This is a genomic window from Propionispira arboris, from assembly GCF_900109225.1.
Classification (GTDB): domain Bacteria; phylum Bacillota; class Negativicutes; order Selenomonadales; family Selenomonadaceae; genus Propionispira; species Propionispira arboris.
Genome location: NZ_FNZK01000001.1, coordinates 279,544 through 303,704, shown reverse-complemented (window position 1 = coordinate 303,704; position 24,161 = coordinate 279,544). Strand labels below are relative to the sequence as shown.

At 40.4% G+C, this 24,161-nt stretch carries 19 protein-coding genes and 1 pseudogene; 2 read left to right on the top strand and 18 right to left on the bottom strand.

The window, feature by feature from the left end:
• Window positions 1-54 precede the first annotated feature (54 nt).
• Window positions 55-525 (bottom strand): VanZ family protein, encoded by a 471-nt coding sequence (locus tag BMY14_RS01370; RefSeq protein ID WP_091828509.1) that lies wholly within the window; start codon window positions 523-525, stop codon window positions 55-57.
• A gap of 9 nt (window positions 526-534) precedes the next feature.
• A complete protein-coding gene (rfbD, locus tag BMY14_RS01365) occupies window positions 535-1,371 on the bottom strand; it encodes a dTDP-4-dehydrorhamnose reductase (protein ID WP_091828695.1) in 837 nt (278 codons plus the stop codon).
• 248 nt (window positions 1,372-1,619) lie between these two features.
• Between rfbD and BMY14_RS01360 the strand changes: the two genes are divergently transcribed.
• Entirely contained in the window at window positions 1,620-2,180 is a 561-nt protein-coding gene (locus BMY14_RS01360; RefSeq protein WP_091828507.1) for a sigma-70 family RNA polymerase sigma factor, read from the top strand.
• On the opposite strand, the gene BMY14_RS01355 is transcribed toward BMY14_RS01360, so the two are convergent.
• From BMY14_RS01355 to BMY14_RS21105, 6 genes and pseudogenes are all read right to left on the bottom strand, one after another.
• Window positions 2,163-2,681: a hypothetical protein gene (locus BMY14_RS01355; RefSeq protein ID WP_091828505.1), complete on the bottom strand. Its 519-nt coding sequence runs from the start codon at window positions 2,679-2,681 to the stop codon at window positions 2,163-2,165. The genes BMY14_RS01360 and BMY14_RS01355 overlap by 18 nt on opposite strands.
• 158 nt (window positions 2,682-2,839) lie before the next feature.
• Entirely contained in the window at window positions 2,840-3,760 is a 921-nt protein-coding gene (locus tag BMY14_RS01350; RefSeq protein ID WP_091828502.1) for an NAD-dependent epimerase/dehydratase family protein, read from the bottom strand.
• A 274-nt stretch (window positions 3,761-4,034) separates the two neighbouring features.
• Window positions 4,035-4,865 carry a phosphoenolpyruvate hydrolase family protein gene (locus BMY14_RS01345; RefSeq protein WP_091828500.1) on the bottom strand — a complete coding sequence of 277 codons (831 nt, stop codon included), beginning with the start codon at window positions 4,863-4,865 and terminating at the stop codon, window positions 4,035-4,037.
• A gap of 33 nt (window positions 4,866-4,898) precedes the next feature.
• Complete coding sequence (locus tag BMY14_RS01340) at window positions 4,899-6,104, bottom strand: Tm-1-like ATP-binding domain-containing protein (protein ID WP_091828498.1); 1,206 nt, start codon at window positions 6,102-6,104, stop codon at window positions 4,899-4,901.
• Between the two features lie 165 nt (window positions 6,105-6,269).
• Window positions 6,270-6,533: a helix-turn-helix domain-containing protein gene (locus tag BMY14_RS21110; protein WP_245741209.1), complete on the bottom strand. Its 264-nt coding sequence runs from the start codon at window positions 6,531-6,533 to the stop codon at window positions 6,270-6,272.
• Window positions 6,534-6,698: 165 nt separating this feature from the next.
• A pseudogene (locus BMY14_RS21105) lies at window positions 6,699-7,417 on the bottom strand (phosphoenolpyruvate hydrolase family protein); the annotation flags it as partial.
• Window positions 7,418-7,807: 390 nt separating this feature from the next.
• On the opposite strand from BMY14_RS21105, the gene BMY14_RS01330 reads away from it, so the two are divergent.
• Window positions 7,808-8,653, top strand: coding sequence for a YihY/virulence factor BrkB family protein (locus tag BMY14_RS01330; RefSeq protein ID WP_091828496.1), 846 nt, complete (start codon window positions 7,808-7,810; stop codon window positions 8,651-8,653).
• A gap of 56 nt (window positions 8,654-8,709) precedes the next feature.
• On the opposite strand, the gene BMY14_RS01325 is transcribed toward BMY14_RS01330, so the two are convergent.
• The 10 genes from BMY14_RS01325 to BMY14_RS01280 form a co-directional block, all read right to left on the bottom strand.
• A complete protein-coding gene (locus tag BMY14_RS01325; protein ID WP_091828494.1) occupies window positions 8,710-9,792 on the bottom strand; it encodes a class I fructose-bisphosphate aldolase in 1,083 nt (360 codons plus the stop codon).
• Window positions 9,793-10,093: 301 nt separating this feature from the next.
• A complete protein-coding gene (locus BMY14_RS01320; protein ID WP_019551993.1) occupies window positions 10,094-10,552 on the bottom strand; it encodes a chemotaxis protein CheX in 459 nt (152 codons plus the stop codon).
• Entirely contained in the window at window positions 10,552-11,418 is an 867-nt protein-coding gene (locus BMY14_RS01315) for a response regulator (protein ID WP_019551992.1), read from the bottom strand. Before BMY14_RS01315 ends, BMY14_RS01320 begins: the two co-directional genes overlap by 1 nt.
• Window positions 11,419-11,505: 87 nt before the next feature.
• Window positions 11,506-13,089: an L-lactate permease gene (locus BMY14_RS01310; RefSeq protein ID WP_091828491.1), complete on the bottom strand. Its 1,584-nt coding sequence runs from the start codon at window positions 13,087-13,089 to the stop codon at window positions 11,506-11,508.
• A 285-nt stretch (window positions 13,090-13,374) separates the two neighbouring features.
• Window positions 13,375-16,965 carry a family 78 glycoside hydrolase catalytic domain gene (locus BMY14_RS01305; RefSeq protein ID WP_091828488.1) on the bottom strand — a complete coding sequence of 1,197 codons (3,591 nt, stop codon included), beginning with the start codon at window positions 16,963-16,965 and terminating at the stop codon, window positions 13,375-13,377.
• A 47-nt stretch (window positions 16,966-17,012) separates the two neighbouring features.
• Window positions 17,013-17,312, bottom strand: a complete 300-nt coding sequence (locus tag BMY14_RS01300; protein WP_091828486.1) for a PTS sugar transporter subunit IIB — start codon at window positions 17,310-17,312, stop codon at window positions 17,013-17,015.
• Window positions 17,309-18,637, bottom strand: a complete 1,329-nt coding sequence (locus BMY14_RS01295) for a PTS sugar transporter subunit IIC (RefSeq protein ID WP_091828484.1) — start codon at window positions 18,635-18,637, stop codon at window positions 17,309-17,311. The genes BMY14_RS01300 and BMY14_RS01295 overlap by 4 nt, the downstream gene beginning before the upstream one ends.
• 134 nt (window positions 18,638-18,771) lie before the next feature.
• Window positions 18,772-21,210: a glycoside hydrolase family 3 protein gene (locus tag BMY14_RS01290; RefSeq protein ID WP_245741193.1), complete on the bottom strand. Its 2,439-nt coding sequence runs from the start codon at window positions 21,208-21,210 to the stop codon at window positions 18,772-18,774.
• A gap of 38 nt (window positions 21,211-21,248) precedes the next feature.
• Complete coding sequence (locus tag BMY14_RS01285; RefSeq protein ID WP_091828482.1) at window positions 21,249-22,658, bottom strand: glycoside hydrolase family 1 protein; 1,410 nt, start codon at window positions 22,656-22,658, stop codon at window positions 21,249-21,251.
• 26 nt (window positions 22,659-22,684) lie between these two features.
• Window positions 22,685-24,040, bottom strand: a complete 1,356-nt coding sequence (locus tag BMY14_RS01280; protein ID WP_019551985.1) for a prolyl oligopeptidase family serine peptidase — start codon at window positions 24,038-24,040, stop codon at window positions 22,685-22,687.
• Between the last annotated feature and the right edge of the window lie 121 nt (window positions 24,041-24,161).

Genomic DNA, 24,161 nt, shown 5'->3' with positions numbered 1-24,161 from the left:
TTTTATTCCATACAAAAAGGCGTTCTCCTCCATTGAGAAGAACGCCTTCTTATATTACCACCTATTTCGACGTCGAGACCGCTTCCGGCATTGCCAGCGCTGCCATATGGATTGCATCAGCAAAAAAAACAAAATACCGCTGCTACTTCCCTTGAAATCCAGAAGCACATCCGCTATTTCCGATGAACGTCCCGGCGAAAAAAGCTGTAAATATTCATCACAGACTGCAGTAAACAAACAAACAAACAAAACATACCCCAGATAAGTTCGCCGTTTTAAACTGCAAAGGCTAAAAGCAGCACATAAAAAAATTCCCTGCAAAAAATATTCTGTAAAATGAGCATCCTTACGAATGGGTGAACCATCCAAAAAATCAAAAGATACACCAAGCGCATGCGCTATTTTATTCAATTCATTAAAAACAAATTGACTGGTCTGCGTTGATACAGCTGAGGTCTCAGACGAATAATGAAAAATCATAAACGTTGCAGCAGCTGCTAGTACAATACATAAAATTCTTCTCATACAAAACCTTTAACTTTCCAGATAACGTTTAAGCGCATCCTGCCAAACTGGTAAACGATGAAAACCAGCTTGTACTAATTTTCCTTTTTCCAAACGAGAATTCAACGGGCGCAATGCCTTCGTTGGATAATCCGAAGAAGGTATCGCTTTGACATGAATCGGCCGATCGGCCAAGCGGAAAATCTCTTCAGCAAATTCTGCCCACGAGCAGATTCCTTCATTTGCAGCATGGTATATGCCATAAGCCTCTGTTGCAAGCATATCACACAACAGTACTGCCAAATCAACCGTATATGTAGGCGAACCAACTTGATCCCCCACAATAGCAAGCTCTGTATGATCTTGCGCTAAATGCAGCATGCTTTCTACAAAATTGCTGCCATTTTTACCAAATACCCAAGAAATACGAACTATAAAATACGCATCCAGTATATCCTGCACAACCTTTTCACCAGCTAATTTACTTTTTCCATATACATTCAGCGGTGCTGTTGCGGTTTCAATATCATGATACCAGCTGCCAATTCCCGGGAATACATAATCGGTGCTCAGATAAACCATCTTCGCATGAATCTTTTTACAGGCAAGTGCGATATTTCGCGTACCAGCTTCATTAATTTCCATACACTCAGCAGGTTCATCTTCGGCTTTATCAACCGCCGTATAAGCTGCACAATGCACGACAGCATCCGGAGCATATGTTTCGATGAAGTCCAGCGTTGCTGCTGCATCGCGAATATCAAAATCTTTACTTGACGTTCCCACACACTCAATATTTCGTTTTATAAGTTCTTGTACCACATCGTAACCAAGCTGTCCGGTTACCCCTGTTACTAAAATTTTTATAGTAACCACCTCATTTCAAAATTTCAAAAAAGCTCTCTACCTTTGTTAAGTATACCACATCTACGGATAATCGAGAATTGACTGCCAATCTATTTTTTACTTAGCCGCGCTACAGAGAAAATTCATTCAACTCAGCCTAATACGAGAACCATTTAGACCTTAGTCGAGTTTTGCCGTGAAAGAAACTCTATAGTACTCTATAACCAAGCGCTAATTTACGAGAAACCGGTCTCTCAAAAGGTGAGACTATGAAAACAGAACTTCTTGTTCAAAAAGCCCAAACAGGCGATCCACAAGCTGTCTTAAATTTAGTCGATCAATTCCATCCCTTACTACACAAAGCTGCCTGGCAGGCACATTTAGCCTCGATTCGTGAAGATGCTTTATCGCAAGCTTATATAAGCTTCTTAGAAGCAGTCAAAGACTACAACTTGTCACGCAATATCCCCTTTGCCGGTTATGCCAAAGCGAAAATCTATGGCGATATCCGTACTCTTTTTAAACAAAACCGTCGTAACTGGCAGCGTGAATTATCCACCGAATACGAAACAGCCGGTCAACCTATCTTAGATCAACTCGTCAGCCCCACGGGAAACACCAACAGCATCATCGATAAAATTGATATGCAAGCATTACTTACACAGCTCCCGCTAAAACAAAAGCAGGTACTCTGGCAAACGATTATACATGACAAAACACAAAAAGAAACAGCCTTGCTCATGCATCTTTCCCAACAAGCCATTGCTTCACTACAAAAAAAAGCATTAAACACGCTGCGCCAATGGCTGAGCTCAATTGAGCACGGATGACAGAGCCCAGCGTTTTTCCAAATAATGAATAGCCAGTCGATCCAAATAGCGTTGCTCCATCGCCAAAACCAATAAAGCGTTTCGCAGATGCTCCTCAACTGTCTGCCTATTCCACAAGACCTTAAACGAATGCCCATTTTTCATACAGAGAATCGTTCGGCGGCCATTTTCTTCTAAGTCGTTGATTTGACAATAATTAAAAAAACCTGCCGTCACATCGCCATTTATTTTAGGATTACGTACTTTAAGAGCTACCAGCACCAGGTCGGGGCCTAAAACAAGCGGCATCCAGTTTTTACCTTTTGTTAACTTTCGTGCCTGCTCCTCCAGTAAATAAATATCTTTACATTCACGCCGTACCAGGCGGTGTACTACTGTTTTAATCCGTAATGGCACAACGACTTCACTGCCATCACACGCATGCAAAACCGAACAATCTCCAAGTTCTGTGTAACGAGGCAAAATCGCCGCAATTTCTTCAGCTGCTACCATGTCTTGCATAATAAAACCCCCTTAAAATTAAGAACATTTGTTTGCTTATATGTATTAATATAACAGAATTTTGTAAATATTTCAATATTAGCACCCTAATAATATTCCATAAATAGAAAAAACTACCGAAATAAGAGCTCAAGTATAACTTATTTCGGTAGTTTTTTCTATTTTTGCTGATTAAATGAATGATAGGTTCGCTTAAGTCCCTCCGCCAGTGACATAACCGGTTTCCAACCAAGCCCAGTAATTGCTTTCACATTTGATAAAACCGAACGATAAATATCACCTTTTCTAGCCCTTTCATAAAGTGGTACGACATGGTTTCCTGTTATTTCATCAAACAAAGCAACCATTGCATTTACACTGACTTCCGTCTGGGTACTCAAATTATAAGCTGTATTCACATTATCAGTCTGAAGTGCACAATAAATCCCGGCGGCAATATCACCAGCATAGACAAAGTCCCTTGTCTGTCCGCCATCACCATAAATCGTAATGGATTTGCCACTTGCAATTCGTTTCGTAAAAATGCTGATGACACCGCCTTCACCACCATCGCCCTGACGTTCGCCATAGACATTCGCAAAACGCAGCACAACATAGTCTAAATTGAAAATTTCCTGATAAAGTGCCAAATAATGTTCAACCGTGACTTTACTCAACCCGTAAAATGATAAGGGCGAAAGAGTCGTCGTTTCGACAATCGGCAGTTCTTGCGCATCTCCATAGGCTGCCGCTGTCGAAGCAAACACCACCCGCTTAACACCGGTCTTTCGTGCCGCTTCCAAAACATTGATCGTCCCCTGGATATTCACTGCAGCATCAAATTTCGGATCATCCACCGAAACATTGACCATCGTCTGCCCCGCCAAATGAACGATCGCCTCAAATTTTTCTTTGGCAAATACCGTCAGGATATTTTCATCTCGCACATCCATTTCAATGAAAGAAACTCCTTCCGGAAGATTTTCCTTAAGACCCGTGTGTAAATTATCTAAAACCATCACCTGGCAATTTTCTTTCAATAATTTTTCGACTAAATGCGAGCCAATAAAACCAGCACCGCCCGTAATTAATATTTTCATTTTTTACCCTCCTATGATTATCTACCCGATAAAACAAAACCGTATATCTTTTTAAGTATAGCACAAAACTCCATCCAATCCTACATTTCAACAACAGGCTAACCGTCGTGTTATTTATAAAAAACAACAGGACTCTGGGTGGTTAATCCAGAGTCCTGTTGTTTTGTAGGAGTTGCTGAGGAATCGGGGAATGGTAAGAACCCCGCTCAGCCAGTGTTTAGCAAAGTGTAGGATATATAAAACGAAATAAATCGTTTATTAGTATTATAATGTATTACTTTTTAATTGCTTTAAAAGCAGCAGCTTGTGCCTTGATGCCCTTTTCAGCAGCAAAACGTTCAATACTGGATGCACCAAAAAAGCCATCGATATTTTTTGTATGCTGAATTACATAGGCAGCATCATCCGGTTCAGCAATCGGTCCACCATGGCAAATAACCATAATATCTGGATTTACTTTTTTACCGGCTTCAATGATTCCTTCAATTTTTTTGATACAATCATCCAAAGTCAATGCAGTCTTAGCACCAATAGTTCCCTTCGTTGTAAGCCCCATATGAGCCACCAGAATATCAGCACCGGCTTTAGCCATAGCTTTGGCCTGCTCAGCATCAAAAACATAAGGAGCCGTCAACAAATCAAGCTTATGTGCTTTCGCAATCATGTCTACTTCCAGACCATAACCCATACCTGTTTCTTCAAGATTCTGCCGAAAAACGCCATCAATCAAACCAACTGTAGGGAAATTTTGTACCCCGGAAAAGCCCTGTTCTTTTAACTGTTTCAAAAAAACATTCATGACTCTAAAAGGATCTGTACCACACACTCCAGCGAGTACCGGAGTCTTCTGCACAACCGGCAGTACTTCCGATCCCATTTCAACAACAATCTGATTGGCATCACCATACGATAAGAGTCCCGCTAAGGAGCCCCGGCCAGCCATTCTATATCTGCCTGAATTATAAATAATCAGCATGTCTGCGCCGCCTTGTTCACTGCTTTTCGCCGTGATTCCAGTCCCCGCACCAACACCAACTAGTATCTTACCGTCTTCGATTTGTTTCTTGAATTGCTGCATAATTTCAGTTCTTGTCAATGTATTCATATATATAACCCTCCTCAAAATTCGCCTGGCTTTTCACTTCATCAAATCAATAAGTTTTTGAGCTGCTGTTTCAGCGAACAGCTTATCATTGATATGCAAATTAAATTCTTCTAAATCTACTACATTTTTATCAATCGCACCACGTAATGTATCAAATAAAACCTGATCCTCAGCTGGTCCATAAAAAGGCTGATTTTCCATATCAATCCCGGAAACACCCAAAAGTGGCAGCATAAGAACAGTCGCCCCTGTCGCTTGATTTAGTTTTTCAGCAATCACTTTACCAAGAGCCAAATTTTCATCCTTCGATGTACGCATCAGCGTAACACTTGGATTATGTTTATATAAATTACGGTTCAAAAACTCAGTAGGAACCGTATCAATTGCACCAAAATTCACCATATCAAGAGCACCGACTGAAACAACTTGCGGAATACCTTTTTTCCCCGCCACTTCTAACCGATTTGGTCCCGCTGACAATACCCCGCCAACGATCTCATCACACCATTCAGTCGTTGTTAAATCAAGAACGCCTTGGATAAAACCAGATTCAATTAGATTTTCCATTGCTTTACCACCCGTTCCCGTAGCATGAAAAATCAAAACTTCATACCCTCTGGCTTCCAAATATTCACGGGCAAATGTAACACAAGGTGTCGTTACCCCAAACATAGTAGCTGCTACCAAAGGTTTTTTTTCAGCAATAATGTCGTGTGTGTAATTCACCATACCCAAAATTGCAAAAACAGCATTATCAAAAATTTTGGTTGAAATTACATTAAGTCCTGCTACATCGACAATAGATGGAATCATGACAATGTCACTCGTTCCCACATACTGTTCCGTATTGCCTGAAGCCATTGTCGATACCATAACTTTCGGCACACCGATCGGCAATTTTCGCATTGCCGGCGTAATCAGTGCTGTTCCACCTGAACCGCCAAAAGACAATATACCATCGAATTTTCCCTGCTCATAAAGTTGAGGAAGCAGTACTGCAATCCCCTTCGACAAAATTTCCGTCGCTGAGGCTCGATCCTTTTTCCGAACAATTTCATTTATATCCGCATCGACCGCTTGCGCGACCTCACAATTTGACACATCCGGCTTAAATTCCGGTTCAAATACGCCGATATGAATGGTAAACGTTTTTACACCAAAGCTTTCAATTAGTTTCTTAACATATAAATACTCTGTACCTTTTGAATCAAACGTCCCTGCAATTGCTATTGTTTTCAATAAAAATCCCTCCGGGCACTTTATTATTTGTTAAAACTACTTCGCTTTTGTTCTAAAACACCAAGTACATTCTATTATAATAATTCAAAAGTAATTTGAATATGTAATTTCATCATATTATAATGTCATTTTATGATATTTTATCAGAATTTTGTAAAATACCTTTTACGTTTTATAATAGTTGGGTGACACACCCGTATATTTTTTAAAAATCTTACTAAATTGTGCATAATCTGTATAACCAACAAAATTTGCCGCTTCTACACAAGCAGCATCCTGTTTCGTCATCAATTCAATCGCTTTGTTCATCCGAAAAGTTATCAGATATTCAGAGAAAGAAGACCCTGTATCCTTACTGAATAACCTGCTCAAATGCCCGGCTGAAACATGCGCTATTTCGGCCAATTCTTTAAAATGAATTTCATACATATAATTCTGAGCTATGTACTCTTTGACAAAACTCACATAATCATAATGCTTGGTTATCCCATCTAACATGTTTTGCAATAAATGATCTTCGTTGACATTCTCCATTTTTTTAAAAGATTTTGTCACGCGAATCAGCGATTCTTCCGATGGTATTCTTTCAAAGGCAGAGCCGCCAATATATCCGTCGATATTCGTATTATTATACATATACTGCACATCAACCGGATTCTTGATTGGACCACCATAAATCATCTTAATTAAAGCAGGATTCAATCTATCACAAAGCATAAAAATTTTGTTAACCTTATCTTTCGCCTTTTTTAAAGACAATACTTTTTTCGACCCTAATATCCCCCCTTCGGTCAGTCCCAAATGCACACACAGAATATCCGCCCCGGCTTCAATCATGAGTCTGGTCTGCACTTCATTAAAAACAAAAGCAATTGTCAACAGCTTTTTTTATGAGCCAGACGAATAGCTTCTACTTCTTGTAAAAAAAGTCCCCCTTCCTCTAGAGCTTCATAAAACTGGCCATCGAATAAACCGACTGTTGGAAAGTTATTAACTCCTAAAAAACCATTTTCTTTTATTACATCCAAATATGTCGGTAAATCAATAGTTGGATCGGATGCGTTTATACCAAAAAATACAGGAAACGGCTGAACCAGTGGTAGTATTTCTTTAACCCCCAGATCCATGACAATCTCATTGCTGTTAGCAAAAGGTAAAAGTCCCGCTAAAGAACCCCGTCCCATTTGCCGAAACTTTCCTGAGCTTAAAATAAGTAAAAAATCTGCCCCACCGCTTATTACACATTTTGCGGTCAGTCCTGCCCCCACAGCAACCCCAATCAGATATTCATGCTGCTGGATTTGTAATTTCATTTTTTTGATAAAAGCCTTATACATTGAAAATTCTAACTCCTTCATTCTTTATAATAGTGAATAAGAACCAGAAAACATGTCATCTTTCTTCAAAACACAATAAAATCAGCCATTTAATATAGAGCACGGCCCTTCATAAATGACTGATGTGTATTACAATCCATATATTACGAATAAATCCTTTTATCCATCTGTTATTATTTTATAATGTTACACTGTTATTGTCTACTATTATATTAGCGGCAATTTTTTTATGCTGCCAAAACGCATCAAAAAGTACACAAATTCGCATTTTTAAAAAGTTTTATTGGGAAAATACAAAAAAGCACGATATGATATAGATAGATATTATCAATATACAGCAACCAATTAAAACGGAGGAAAAATCAGATGCTCAAAAAAATAAAAAATTCTCTATTTTTTAAATATACTGCCGAACTCATCGCCCGCTATAGATTAGATGATTTATCTGGCATGAGTGCACAAATTACCTACTATTTGATCTTAGCATTTTTCCCATTTTTACTTTTTGTCATAAATCTACTCAGCTTCACCACACTTTCCAGTGAAGTACTTATTGCTAATTTTAATAATTTTCTGCCGACGGATACTGGCACTTTAATCAAAAATCTCTTAATCGAAACGGTACAAGGCAAAAGCAAGACATTATTGGTTTTGGGGATGTTTGGCAGCCTATGGGCATCATCCCAAGGGATCACCGCACTAATACAAGGTCTAAACAAAGCCTATGCCGTCGAAGAAACACGTCATTTCACGAAACTCTATCTGATTTCCCTCATTGCAACTTTCGGTGTGGCCTTAATGATCATATTTGATTTTACATTAGTTGTTTTTGGCAAAATTATCGCTTCCTATTTATTTGAATTAGCCGGTGTAAAAGCCTTCTTTTATACAGTCTGGGGAATAGTTCGTTATGCGATCCCCCTACCTTTAATGCTTCTCACGTTTTATTTGCTCTATGCTTATGTCCCCAATAAAAAATTAAAATCTACGTATATTATACTCGGGTCTATTTTTGCCTCAGGTGGCTGGCTCAGTGCCTCTTTATTGTTTTCTTTTTATGTAAATATGTTTACCAATTATGAAAAAATTTATGGGAGTATCGGTGGCATTATTGCCCTGATAACCTGGCTCTATTTAAGTACCCTGATCATCTTAATCGGCGGTGAATTGATCGCAATCCTGAGTCATTTTGAAAACAGAAAAAAAAGATGATTCCGCCCATTTGGTACTGGAATCATCTTTTTATTTATAGCAGCCTAAAAATTATATTAAACAATCGTAACAGCCTCATTTAGATATACATCCTGAATTGCTTGAATCAGCTTTACACCTTCAGCAAATGGTCTCTGGAAAGCTTTTCTTCCAACAATCAGCCCTGAACCACCGGCACGTTTATTAATAACAGCCGTTTTAACTGCATCCGCCAAATCGTTTTTACCAGAAGCACCCCCTGAATTAATTAAGCCAATTTTACCCATATAATTATTCACAACCTGGTAGCGAGCCAAATCAATTGGATGATCCGAACTTAACTCCGTATAAATTCGTTCGTCAAATTTACCATATGAAGGTCCACCCGTATTCAGCATTTTATAACCGCCATTATTGGTTGGCAGCTTTTGTTTGATAAAATCTGCTCCAATCGTTACCCCAAGATGATTCGCCTGACCCGTTAAGTCAGCCGATTCATGGTAGTCCTTATCTGTTTTAAAAGCAGAATTACGCAAATAACACCATAAAATCGTAAACAAACCTTTTTCATGTGCGTACTCAAAAGCCTCACTTACTTCAATAATTTGTCTGGCTGATTCCGGTGAACCAAAATAAATAGTAGCGCCAATTCCAGCTGCACCCATGTTATAAGCCTGATCTACTGAAGCAAACATAATTTGATCAAATTTATTCGGATAAGTCAACAATTCATTATGGTTTATTTTTACAACAAACGGTATTTTATGTGCATATTTACGTGACATCAAACCAAGCACGCCTAGCGTTGATGCAATACCATTACATCCAGCTTCTACCGCTAATTTCACAATATTTTCTGGATCGAAATATATCGGATTTTTAGCGAAAGATGCTCCCGCAGAATGTTCTATTCCCTGATCGACTGGGAATATGGACAAATAACCCGTACCGCCTAAATTCCCTTGATCATAAAAACGAGCAAGATTACCAAGGACTCTATTATTACGATCAGAATTAGCAAATACGGCATCGACAAAATTTGGATTTGGCAACGTCAATGTATCTTTTGCTATTTTTGGTGAATCAAACGCTAACAAGCTTTGAGCTTCCGCCCCCAGTAACTCCTCAATCTTATTTATGGTTAAACGTTCTCTTAACATATGTTTCATCCTCTTTTCTATTGCTATTTATTTAAGTAATTTGCCAATTATTCAAGTTATTATGGATTGGAAAATCGTATTGTTTTTATTATTGTAATATCACTCCTTCGTTAATAATATTTATCTTTTATTAATAATATTATACAAAACTCTTTATAATCCTTTATTTTTTTTATAAAACTAAACATTTCAGCCCCTCATCTTGCCCATAAAATTTACCTTATTTCAATCGATTTTACACACAAAAAAAACGATGCAGGCTGACTTATGCATCGTTTTAAAATATTCTTTTCTATCCGATTTAGGCAATTTTTATATTCACTTCCAAAATAGTACCATCGATATTCATCTCAATAATTAAATATTGATCCTCACTGATATCCACAAAAAAATCTTCACCAACGGTCAAACTCGGAGTTGAAATATCAACTGGATGCTGCTTTGAAGATAATTTCGTTGCAACATTTGCGCTCAGCATATTTGCAAGCTCTGAAATAGCACTTTCTGCCATTTCATCCAATTGCATAATTGGCATTCCCATCATCATCGTCGATGCAATATGACAAGCCGTCATATTTGTCATATTATACGCTACATTACCACAAATACTATTGCTGAAACCAACCAAGGCTGTAACACCTAAACTTTTTAAAGAACGCTGTCCCATGCCCATCTTACCTCTTGTGATCTTCTGAAAACCCATTTGTGGCATAATCGTTGCAACAGACTCAATAAAAGGATTCACCAATTTAATATCCATTATTCTTTTCCTCCTGCAAAACTAATGCTCAAGGCAAGTTCGCCAATGTCAGTCACTGCCACAATAATAAAAGAACGCATTTTTAGATTGACTATCTTCATCTTATGTCCGCGAATCATCCCTGGAGGAGAAATACGCATGTCTTTATCTTTCAAAGTATCATCAATCTGCGACACATAGTTTCCAACTATAATATTCCCCGCTTCAGCAAAAGCCTCTCTGGCATCCTCATCGTTAAGTTTTTCATCCGGTTCTATATGAAGCATCAAATGTGCCAATGCAATCATAACCGTATCCGCTGCATACAGAACAACCCTGCCGGTAGGATTTCCGGTTAAACCAATAATGACAGCCGTTCCCGTAATCGTATTTTCTTTTTCAATATTCTCATGAAAACTCATCTTACTTTCAATACCATATAATTGCATAATTTCATTTTGAAAAATCTTTAACAATGGATGAATATACGATTCGATTAAAAGATCCCCTGTATTAAACTCATTTTGATAAAGTAATAACAATGTATCAATAAACTCATAAGGCACCACCGGTTTCTGCAAAAAAGAACTGATCCCAACTTCACGCCCCTGTGTCATCAACTGTGCATCTTTCATAGCACTAATCATGAGGATCTTGGCTTGCGGATTTATTTCTAAAATTCGTCGGCTCGTTTCGATACCATTCTGCCCCGGTAAATTCATATCCATGGTAATCAGATCCGGCTTATGCTGTTGATATTTTTCAACCGCTTCATTACTATTGCGCGCATAATCACAAACCTTAAAGTTTGTTTTGGCCAATATGTTTTTCAACATTGTATAGCTAATTCTTGAATCATCCACAATTAAGACACTAACTTCCTTCACAGCCACTCACCTCTTCTGTTTTTTTGATTACAGTAAGTATATTAAGCATCTGTGAAAAAAAACCTGCCTATTTTTAATTTTTCTTATTTAAAACAGTTGGCATACACTAACAAAATAAACCCATACGCCTAATAACACGGTATAACAAAGGCAATAACCTATCGTTGAACGCAGTAGATTCCCTTCCATCCCAATCTGCCCAGTCGCCGATGTTGCGATAGCGATCGTTTGCGGTGAAATCATTTTCCCCGCAGTTGCGCCAGTTGTATTCGCTGCCGTAATCCAGGTTGGATCAGCCCCAATTTGCAGAGCTGTCTGTTTTTGGAGTGCCCCAAACAATACATTGGCATTCGTATCACTACCTGTAACAAACGTCCCCAATGCTCCAATAACCGGAGCAATAAATGGATAGAAACCACCCGTAACCTGTGCCAAAGCGACAGCAATATCACCGATCATCCCTGAATAACTCATAACTCTAGCCAATGCTACAATCGACACAACTGTAATTGTAGTTTTTTGCAGCTGTACACAAGTTTTTTTCAATACGCTGCCTACTCCAGAAAATGAAATCCCTTGCAAAAATCCACCAAGTAATGCACCAATCATAATCAGTGTGCCCGGTGTTAAAATCCAGGCAATATCGATTGGTTTTCCGCCTGGTCCGCTGTAAATAGAAAGCGATGTATGTACGACCCCTAACAAATCACTCACCATCGGACAAATAACATTACTCGTTCCCAAAATAAATACAAACAGAAAAATATAAGGTGACCATGCTGTCAATTGTTCTCTTACCGATGTCTTAAACCTAACCTGCTTATCATCTTCAGCCGCCTCATCCGGAAAACGCCATACTGTTTTGGGTGGTGACACTGTATTATAGACGACGACTGCCAGCATTGACATGACCGCACCAACAATAGCTGCTAATTCAGGTCCCATATAAATAGCCACCAAAAGCTGTGGCAACGCAAAAAATATACCCGCCGCCAATGCCATACCAAGTACACCTTTCAATCCAGCAAAACTTTTGGTCATGATTCGAATCAAGGCCACTGGAATAATAAGAATAAACGGTGTTAACTGAATCGCAACTGCCAAAGTCAATCGCATTACATCAAGATCAGCGACTTTCGCTAACGTAATAATGGGAATGCCCACCGCACCAAAAGCTACAGGAACTGTATTCGCTATCAAACACAACATTGCAGCAAAAAATGGATTGAAGCCAAGTCCAATCAAAATCGCCGCCGGAATAGCCACTGCTGTGCCAAAACCAGCTGCCGCTTCTAAAAATGCCCCAAATCCCCATGCAATCAACAATGCCTGCACACGACGATCTGAGGAAAAGCTCGCCATAAGACCCTCGATTTTCCCCATCGCTCCCGTTTGCAGCGTAATATTGTATGTAAAAATCGCTGCAAAAATAACCCATAAAATTGGCCACAGTGCTAAAACCGCACCATCTAAAGCACCAGTTAAAACCAAATCCATCGGCATTGTCCAAACTGCTAATGCAAGTGCCATACTAAAAATCAGAGCGAAAAAACAACTCTTATGGGCTGGCATTTTCCATACACCAAGACTTACCAATAACCATAATAACGGAAGAAAAGCAACGATTGCCGATAACTCAGTTCCAAAAGGATGTGTTACAATTTGCCACATAAATTCAACCTCCATCGTCTCGTTATAAATACCTATACAAAAATTCCCAATATTTAAAATTAATCAAATATTTAGAAATTTACATGTATCATTGTAAGTCTTGGCTGTTGTTTTAGAAAAAGCATTTTTATTGGTCGTACCAATTTATATTTTCAGTATAATTCCTCTTGAAAATCCTGTCAATAAGGAAATGTCCATGTGAATTATTTATCTTAATCCCCTACATACATAAACAAAACAAGAGCAGAAAACATCATATTTTTCTGCCCTTGTTTATATTTTAGATTATTTTTTTATCTCAAACCGATACGTTCCAGATTCCAGTTGATAAACCGCCCGCCCATTTTCATATTTTATAAAGGTAACACCGTTGCCTTTTTGTAACAGTTTACCATTTTCAAAAACACTTGTCTTTTTATCCATTGGCAAATAGAGAGTTGCCGTGGTATTAGCCGGAATGGCTGCATTGTAAGACCAACTATCATCGTCAATCTTCCAAGCACTTTCAATTCTGCCATAGCTGCTATCATAATAACCATGAGCATTTGTTAAGCCGCCCTTAAAGTCCGGCTGCGGCTGCAAAATAAAATGCTGAAAGCCTGGTGCAGCTGGATCTCGTTGAATGCCCAGCGAATAATTGCATAACCATGCCCCTACAGCGCCAAATGAATAATGGTTAAACGAGTTCATACTGTTATTGCCTCCGAATCCGCGGTCCTTCGTATACGAATCCAGACGCTCCCAAATTGTTGTTGCTCCCTGCTTAACTGGATAGAGCCATGAAGGATAGTCCTCGTTTTCCAGCATCTTATAGGCAATATCCGCATACCCATTATCCGACAGAGCTTTACCGATCCAGGCTGTACCAATAAAACCAGTCATCAGCGCATAAGGCTTATGCTCAATTTTATTATCGTCTGTATTTTTACGTATGCATGCCTCGGCAAGATATTTCGCTGCGTATGGAATATTTTCCTCACTAAATACACCTAAAGCTAAAGGTACTGCATAGGAAGTCTGCGTATCCATTAACAATCCATCTGTCTGAATCGTTTTATGCACTGTGCGATCTACAAAGGTTTCATTGAAGAATTTTTTTCTTTCATTATATTTCTGCCAATATATCGCTGCATCATCCGTATGACCTAAAACCGTGGCCGTATTCGCCATAATCCAGAGATCATACACATGATAGACCGTCCATAAAAATACTGGTTCATTTTTACTGTATTCCGGTCCCAGCCAATCACCTAATCCCAGTATAGTTGCTTCATCCAAAAGCCCTTTGCTGTTAACCTTCGTATCAAGATAAGAAATATATTGTTTCATAGCAGCATAATGATCTGTTAAAACGGACTTATCGCCATATTGTTGATAAAGCTCCCAAGGCACTGTCATGCCAACGCTCCCCCAAAGGAATCCGCCAAAACCATTTCCAATGGGAGCAATATCGCCAAAACGTCCATTTTTATCTTGCAAATCGCGCAGAGCCTGTAAGTGACGACGCAAAAACTGGTCTGTATCGGCCACATAACTTGCCGTACGTGAAAAAACGGAAAGATCTCCCGACCATCCCATGCGTTCATTACGCTGTGGACAATCGGTAGGAATCGATAAGAAATTTGCCCGACTTGACCATACGATATTCTGCCAAAGTCGATTTACATCGTCATTTGATGACCCGTAATCCGCTGTAATTTTCGAAATTGAACTCAGAACGGTCCCTTTTACCGCCGCAAGTGGCAAAGCCTTCTCAATACCCGTAATTTCGATATAGCGATAACCATGATACGTAAAATGCGGCTCAATTATTTCGTCACCGCCCTTTAAAATATACGTATCTTGCGTAAGCGCACCGCGAATGTTTTCCAGCATAATCATGCCTTTATTTTCGCCGGATTTCTCATGATCGGGATAGATCATTTCGGCATAACGCAAAACAATTTTTGTGCCAGCCTTGCCATTTTTAATCACAATACGCGGCACACCCGCCATATTTTGTCCCATATCATAAATAAACACACCGGGACGTACTTCATTAACCCCTTGAGCACCAAGCGTTAAAATATTTGTAACGCTTGGTCCCATTTGTCCAACTAAAGTAAAGTTATCATAGTTATGCTCCGTAACTGTACCTGTCATGCAATGCGCCCATGATCCAATAAATGCCGTATGCGCATCGACTGGAACAACGCTGGCCTGCTGCCATTTAGCATCCGAATAAGACGATGTAGTCCAAGCTTTCAGATCTTTTTCTTTACGTGCATCATAAACCTCACCCTGAAAAAAGCTTCCTAGAACTACCGGACTTTGCCCGTAAAACTTCCAATTTTTTGGATTCGTTGTAACAACATCTTTTGTACCATCACGATACGTAATTACAAGCTTCGCCATTAGTGATTGACGGTCACCAAAGTAATTCCAGTTTTCTCCCTGAAAAGTAATTGCACCACTCCACCAACCTTCGGCAAGTTGTGCACCCATGGCATTTTCTTTTCCGCCTTGTAAAAAGTTCGTGACATCATAGGTCTGATAAAGCTGTGTGATATTATATTGTGTCAATCCCGGAGAAAAATAATCATTGCCAACTCGTTTGCCATTTATATAAAACTCATAAATACCTCGTGCCGTAGCATAAAGACGAGCACTGGCAATTTCTTTGTTTTTCACGGCAAAAGTAGATCGAAGCAATGGCATCGATCCATGCGAAGGATCTGCTGTAATAAAAACACCATTTGCGCTGCCATTTAAACGATAAACACCATCTTGTACCGTGAATCCATTTACTGGCTTATGTGAAAAAATCCCCTTATAATCGCCTGTCGTTTCAGGTTCTGTAAACAGAGCATTTTGCGGTGCTCGATAATTCAAAATCTGCAAATTAGAAAAATTTGCTTGTTCGCCTTTGTTAACTGAAAAACCGATATCAGCAACCATCGGAAAAGAGATATAATCTCCCCCCGGACCAACCGGATTCACATTATAGCCCGTAGTCCAAAAATTTACGCGTGGCAGTTCAATTTGCGTACCATCGACCCAAAAATTAAAAATGCCAAAATTGCTGCTTACCTCGATATTGTGTTTCGCATTTTGATTTTCTGCACTAACAATTCCATGCGGTATCACAATCGAAGTAAGTGGTGTCAATGTATCCGTCTTACTATAACCTTGTCGATAAATATTTATGCAAGCTTCGCCCCCTGCATTCACTCTGCTTATATCAAATTCAAGCTTGATATAACTCTTATCGGTTGCATTTTTTAAATTGTAAAGATTTTTATTTTTATCCATTAGTCGGCTGTCATTTGCTCCCAGGATAAAACTAGCTTTTTGCGATCCCGATGAAATTTGTACGACATACTTCACACGAAATACCGACAAACTCTGCGAATGTAAAGGCAAGTCTTGGTCGTTTCCACCAATCCACGTGGCATTATCCCAGTTTCCCGAACCAGACCGCGCTAAATTCAGCCCCGTTTCAAACCAGGAACTTTTTTCCTGAACTTCATTTTTCTGATTCCAAACCTTTACGGTCCAGTTATATCTGCTTTCCGGAACAAGCGGTAGGCCTCCATATTTTATGCCTATGGAATCGGCATTCGCAATTTTTCCAGTATTCCAAACAATAGTTCCATGCTTATCCTTAACGACAATCTGATAAGCACTCTGCGAAATACCGCGTGCCGCCTTATCACCTTGCATCATCCAGCTGAATTGGGGCTCTTTTATATCGAGCCCCAACGGCTGAACCATATGCTCCACTTCTAGATTATTCAGTGAAAAATCTGCGGCTGAAACAATCGCTGTACTTGAAAAACAAAATTCACTGTAAATAAAGAAAGATATAAGTATAATCTGCCTCAATTTCATGCCCATCACACTCTCTTTGTATAAAATTGATTACTCATTATCTTCTAAACCAATTAACCGATTTTACTCTTAGCAAATTCAATAACACCCTTGCCATCCATCCGTCCATACATCCGCATATCAATTGCCTCAACCATAACACCGGGACATTGAGCTTGGATTTTATTTAAAGCAAAACGAACCTGGGGTCCAAGCAAAATAAGATCCGCATCACTTGCTCGTTTAATAGCCTCTGAAGTTGGATATGCTGAAATTTGACATTCATAGTTCATCTCCGCCGCTGCTTTTTCCATTGTTTTAACGAGCATACTGGTTGACATTCCTGCTGCACATAATAAGACGATCTTTTTCACAATAACTTCTCCCCTTCTTTTCCTTCTACTGCATCCAATTCTTCTTTAACATAAACAGTATCTTGTATTTTCATAAACGGGAAATAAACGATTGTCGCCATCAAAACGATCGCAATTTGAACGACTGCTCCCTGCCAGCCCGCCAATAAAAAACCAGCAATAATCGTCGGGGTTGTCCAGGGGACTTGTACCGCTGAAAATGGTGACATAAAACCAACTGCAATCGCTACATAGGTCATAATCATAGCAATAACCGGCACCCCGATAAATGGAACGATAAAATATGGATTAAATACAATCGGCAATCCAAAAATAATTGGTTCATTGATATTAAACAGTCCTGGAACAAATGCCAGCTTAGAAATAGATTTCATCTGCGCTGACCGTGCCGCAATAAATGCGGAAATCAAAAGTCCTAAAGTAATTCCACAGCCCCCGCTTTTAATAAATACATCATTTACTTGAATTGTTATAATTTTAGCTTGTGGATTACCAATTAGAGCCATTCCCGCATCTAATAAATGCTGGTTATCAATTGCATTTGCCGTAAGGATTGGTCCTACTACACCACCCACTATATTAGGACCATGAATTCCTGCCCAAAATAAAACACTCTGTATGCCTGCGATAATAATACCTGCCACTAAATTATCCGTTAAATTTTGTAAAGGTGTCTGCAATACCTGAAAGACAAGTTCAGGAAAAGTAAGCCCGCCCAGAGCCTGACAAAGAAAAAACACCCCAGCCGAACCAGCAAAGACAATCATCCCTGGTACTAGAGCCGCAAATGCTTTCGCTACACCATCCGGTACACCAGCCGGCATCTTAATTCCAATATGATTTTTTTCGCAATAACAAAAAAGCCAAGCTACCAATAAACTTACAATGATCGCCGTGATAACACCATTCCCGCCAACCCAGCCTTTTGGAATAACATCGTTTACGACCTCACCAGTTTTTGTCAGCACAGAACCTTTGGTAACGATCAAAAACGAAGCCAGGGCCAAAAGCGAAGCTGTAATTGCATCACAGCCTTCCGCCTGACAATATTTATAACAAATTCCCAGCACACACAAAATTGCTAAAATCCCAAAGGTAGATCCCGCCACTTGGTTTAATGGTGCCGCCCAGCCCGCGCCAAATTGCGCTGTCATAAAATCACTGTACCCAGCGATTGGCAAGTTGGCAATCAATAAAAACACGGACCCTGCTAATGTCAGTGGAAGTGTGAGAATAAACCCGTCTTTCAAGGCTGCCACTGCTTTTATTTCGGCAAAACGCACCATATAATCTAAAAACGTATCAAACAATTCCTGTTTACTCATATTTGACTGTCTCCTTTTTTCCCGCCGAAGCGGGTTTTATAAAACACTCGTCATAAATGATTTCTATTCGAAGAAATCACTTCTTCATATCAGTAAAAAACTAACTTGCTTATAAACATGCCATAAAGGAATTTCTATTTTGCCTTGAGCACTGGCACATTGTATTTTACACTTCTTGCATCCTTGATGATACCCTGCCAATTCATGCCGTACGCAAAATCATAGCTATGACCCTCGCTATCTTTATAGCAAGCCATATCCCGCGGCACATCCTCCAGTTGTGTTTCTACGGTAATCATATCCTTCGGTTGCTGCATCGGCAAAAGGCCCTGTGGTTGAGCTTTCCCAGTCAGAATATCAAAATATGCCTGATCACTGACGCTAAATCCAACAAGAATAACATCCGAGAGTGGTTCAATCTCACTGAAGACCATTGGTTTCGTTGCTTTGACCATCGTGATGACTGGTATCTTTTTACCAGACTTTGCAGCACAATCGCGCCCATAAACTACACCATCAAGATCATGTGAATTGATGGTCCGTGCCGTTTTTCCATAATAGGACCGGTTTTCGCCTTTATCTCCTGCAATAGAAGTCTTGCGTGTAGCAGCAGAGTTTGCCGTATATTTACCATATTGTAAAGAGATTGGAATATATCCATCATCATCAGCATAGCCAATGCCATCAAAATTGTTGCCCTCCGGAGTTGGAGTATCAACAACCGCTAGTACAGCATCACATTTTGCGACTTCAACAGGATTAAGACGTACAATATCCTGTACATCAGCCATTGGTTTTCCATCTTTATCTTTTGCACGAAGTGAAGGAATACTGTCTGTCACAACATTGAAATACTGCTGCGCAACTTCAAAATTCACTGGCAGACTCCAGTTCGCTGCAGTATAAGTGCCAAAACGTTTATTGATAATTACTGGTCGATAAACCATTGGGATATACACCGTTGGTTTCTGTATTTTTTGACCAGCTGCCGCATGAATCACACCGCCTTTATTTTTGAGCATAACGATGGATTTGAGCTGCGCATCATACCCAGCAGCTAAATCGGCTCCATTGCCAACTGTCGCTACACTCTGCTGTACATCAAGATACGGATTTTCAAACAGACCCAGTTGGAAAATATTGCGTAGTAAACGAGTTGCCGATGTACGGAAACGTTCCTGCATAAATCTTTCCCCATGTTCTTTTACACCCAGCGCATAGGCATCGAGTACTGGCTGCTTTGCATTATTACCACCAAACTGATCAACACCAGCCATAAGTGCTTTATAGTGACGTTCAGCTTCTGTATAACCACTTTCCACGCCCCAGGCTGTGGAAAGACCAGCTAACCCTTCACCCGGTGAATGCGTGACACACCAATCCGTACAGATCACTCCATCATATTTGTACGTATTGCGCAAAAGATCCAATTTATACTTACTATATGCGCTGCCGACTTTTTCTCCCAGCGAACCATCGTCGGACCAGGCAATCGAATACGATGACATCACAGCACTTGGCACTTTAGTCTTGCCCATAAGTTTCAGACCACCTTCAACAAATGGTATCAGCTGTGTCTGAAAATTATTTCCCGGATAAACGGCATATTTTCCATATTTCGAATGTGCTTCGCGGCCTCCTTCACCAACCCCATCACCTGGCCAATGCTTCATCATAGCATTGATACTATTTTTCCCCCAGCCAAGATCCTTTCCGGCTGCATCTACGGTGGACTGTGCACCGTCAATCGAGGCACGGGCCATATCCCGCGAAAGTGCCGGATCTTCACCGAACGTACCATAAAAACGCGGCCACCGTGGGTCAGTTGCTAGGTCAATTTGCGGCGAAAGTCCGGTACCTATGCCCATAGCACGATATTCTTTCGCATAGACCTGCCCGAAATGTTTGGCAATCGACGGATCAAAGGTTGCCGCAAGTCCCAAATTACTCGGCCAGCGAGACACTCCTCCCGTCGTGCCTTTAAGGTATACACCATCGCCGCGCGCATCGTTACGTGGGTCGGAGCTTGTGTTGACCGGAATCGCAAACGGCTGTGCTTCCACATAATTCTGCATTGCATTGTTCCATTTTGCCGTAGTTTCAACGCTTGCCCCTGTATCAGCATTCAGTACAGTGCGCACATTATCCTGGCTCAACATTTGTTTCTGCGCATCATTGAGTTCCGGCTGCAGATTACGCTGATGCATACTATAGAGCATAAGACCCGCAATCTGATCAATACTGATTTGCTGGGCAAGATCTTCGGCACGCTGTTGCGCTGTAAGACGCCAATCCTCGAATTTATCGAGCTTGCCATTGCGATTCATATCCTTAAAGTCTTTTCCATCCATGGTCAGAAGTTTTACTCCGGAATCTTTCGAATAGCCAAGTTCCGGTCCATTCGTATTCTCAACAAGTTCATAGCCGTCTATAGTGGCTTTCTCAACCGGCGCCTTGGCGGCCTCTGTACCTGTCCCGCCACCAAAAGCCAGAGCTATCATAATTGCCAATGCTGCTGTTTTTTTCATGAAATTCACCCCTATTTCAGAATTATCCATCTTTTCTTGTGCCATCAGGAGTATAGCATCAACGCCATACTCCTGCATGTTATTTATTTTTTTAACCCATCGCCATTCGATGCAATGATTTCTTTGTACCAGCCAAAAGATTTTTTCTTGTAACGTGCCAGCGTACCTGTCCCGTCATCCTCACGATCTACATAAATAAATCCATAACGTTTCTTAAGTTCCGCTGTCGATGCACTGACGAGATCGATGCAGCCCCAAGTTGTATAACCCATGACTGACACGCCATCTTCAATCGCTTCACCAACCTGCACAAGATGATCGTTAAGATAGCTGATACGGTAATCATCCTTAACCGTTTTACCGCCTTGACCGTCATCCACCAGTTCATCAACAGCCCCTAGGCCATTTTCAACGATAAACAAAGGTTTCTGCCAACGATCCCAAAACATATTGAGAACATAACGAATCCCCTGTGGATCAATTTGCCAGCCCCAATCCGATGCCGGAAGATATGGATTTGCTATTCCTCCCATGAGATTTCCTTCACCTTTTATTTTCTTTGTCGCATCAGCCGTTTCACAAACACTCATATAATAACTGAAAGAAATAAAGTCTACCGTGTTTTGAAGAATTTGTTCATCTTCTTTTTCCATTTTCAATTCAATATGATTTTCCTTGAAATAACGCTTCATATACCCCGGATAGGCTCCGCGAACGTGTACATCACCAAAGAAATAGTTCAGATGATCTGCTTTCATTACCGCAATGACATCATCGGGATTTGGTGTCAACGGATACGTTGGCATACTAAGAACCATACAACCAATTTTCGCATTCGGCATCATTTCATGCCCAATTTTCGTTGCCAAAGCGGATGCAACCAGTTCATGATGAATCGCCTGATAAAGATCTTGTTTTGATAATTGATCTTTGGGCGTATCAATCCCGCCACTCATGAATGGTTCATGTAAAACAGAATTGATTTCATTAAACGTAAGCCAGTATTTTACTTTATCTTTATAACGAGCAAAAACCGTCCGTACATATCGTTCATAAAAGGCAATAAGTTCTCGATTCACCCAGCCATCATATTTTTTCGCCAAATTAAGTGGTGTTTCATAATGTGATAAGGTAACCAAAGGTTCAATACCATATTTATGGCACTCATCAAACAGCCTATCGTAAAATTCTAAACCTTTTTCATTGGGCTCCAGGTCATCACCTTGGGGGAAAATGCGGCTCCAGGCAATCGATGTACGAAATGTTTTGAAACCCATTTGGGCTAAAAGTTTAATGTCTTCCGGATACCGATGATAAAAATCGATACCAATCAATTTCATATTATCCTCTGTTGGCATATCCGTATGCGGCGTTTTTATCCCGTGCGGCATAACGTCTTGAATGCTTAGACCCTTACCATCTTCATTATAAGCACCTTCACATTGATTGGCAGCTACTGCGCCGCCCCATAAAAATTCTTTAGGAAATGTCATTGTATCGAAACCCCTTTATAAAATCATTATTTTTTCTGTTTTGCAAGCCAATCCATAAGTTTTACAGTCTTTCCATTGATGGTATCATCGCATTGATCATTGTACACATAAATCCAGGACCAATGACCAGGATATTCAAATGCTGAACCATCTGCCTTTTTATACAAGCCAGTCCGGTCAACAACATTATCAAAAAAACTGAAATGAACATTTGTCGCACCAGCTGCCTGCAAACGCTGGAACGTCGGTATAACATAGTCTGTTGGTGGAAGCGTCGTATCTGTCTTCGCTGCCGTAAACCAAATCGGGGTCTTCTTAAACGCCTGAATATCCGCATCACTGATCAGTTTGTCCGCCAAGCCCTCGCAGGTTGGGAAAGCCGCAGCAAAATACTCCGGATAATCACGAATCATGAGCATCGTCATATAACCACCATTGGAATCCCCACCGATGTAAATACGACTCTTATCAACGTTTGGATGTTCAGCGGCATAAGCCTCAATGAGCTTCATAAGGCTTTCTTCATAGATGGACGTCCCATCCCCAAAATCCTTATAACCATGCATCCAGTAGGTACGTGCCTGCGGTACAAGCACATAAGCCCCGCCAAAATGCGACTGCAGAGAATCGTCAGCAAACATATCTGCCTTATTAGCTGAAATTGGAATTGACGGACTATCGGTTCCCCCTTCGCCCATACCATGAAGCCAGATAATCAACGGATGTTTTTCATTGTCTTTCGGCTCGTAGCTTGCATAACCATAAGACAAGCGGCCAAACATCTTATGTGCGTAGCTGAATTTATCAACGATTGGACGCACATTACCTTTATTATGATCAATTACCAGACCTTTGACTGAATCGACTGCCTTCATCTGTGTAATTGTATATTCCGGTTTTACCCAGTTATTGAAAAAACTATTCACGTCGAAATTAAGGGCTGAGCCGATAGCAATATTCGGACCGACCTTCAGCTCGATAGTCACATAGCGTCCCTTGTCAGCAGCTTTGCCATCAGCATCGGATACATAAGCTTTCGTGACATCACGATAGCCTTCAAGATCATTATCTTTCTGCGCTTCTGAACCTAAAGAAATCTTGTTTTTCGCCTGCATAGCCTGCTTCGGCGTCGTTGCACCTTCTGCCAGCACACGTTTCGCATAGACTTTAAATGTCCCATTATCCACCGCATTTGCGGTTACATTCTCTCCTAGGTCAACGATAACCTTGGAAACTGCTGCCCCCCAGTCATAGACCTCTGTGACCGTACGATACGATGGTGCTGCTTTGGCAGTCGCTTCAACGGATACACTTGAGCCGAACAGCATTCCAGCCATAAGCACGCTAGCTATACCCGCACAAAGAATTTTTCTACAATTCATGTTACATCTCTCCTTTGAAAACGCCAAAGCGGACAGCTTCCCTGTCCTGCTCCAGCGTTTCTTTATTTTATAAAACAACTACAATCAGGCACTCTTCTTTTATGGCCATTTCATGATTTTT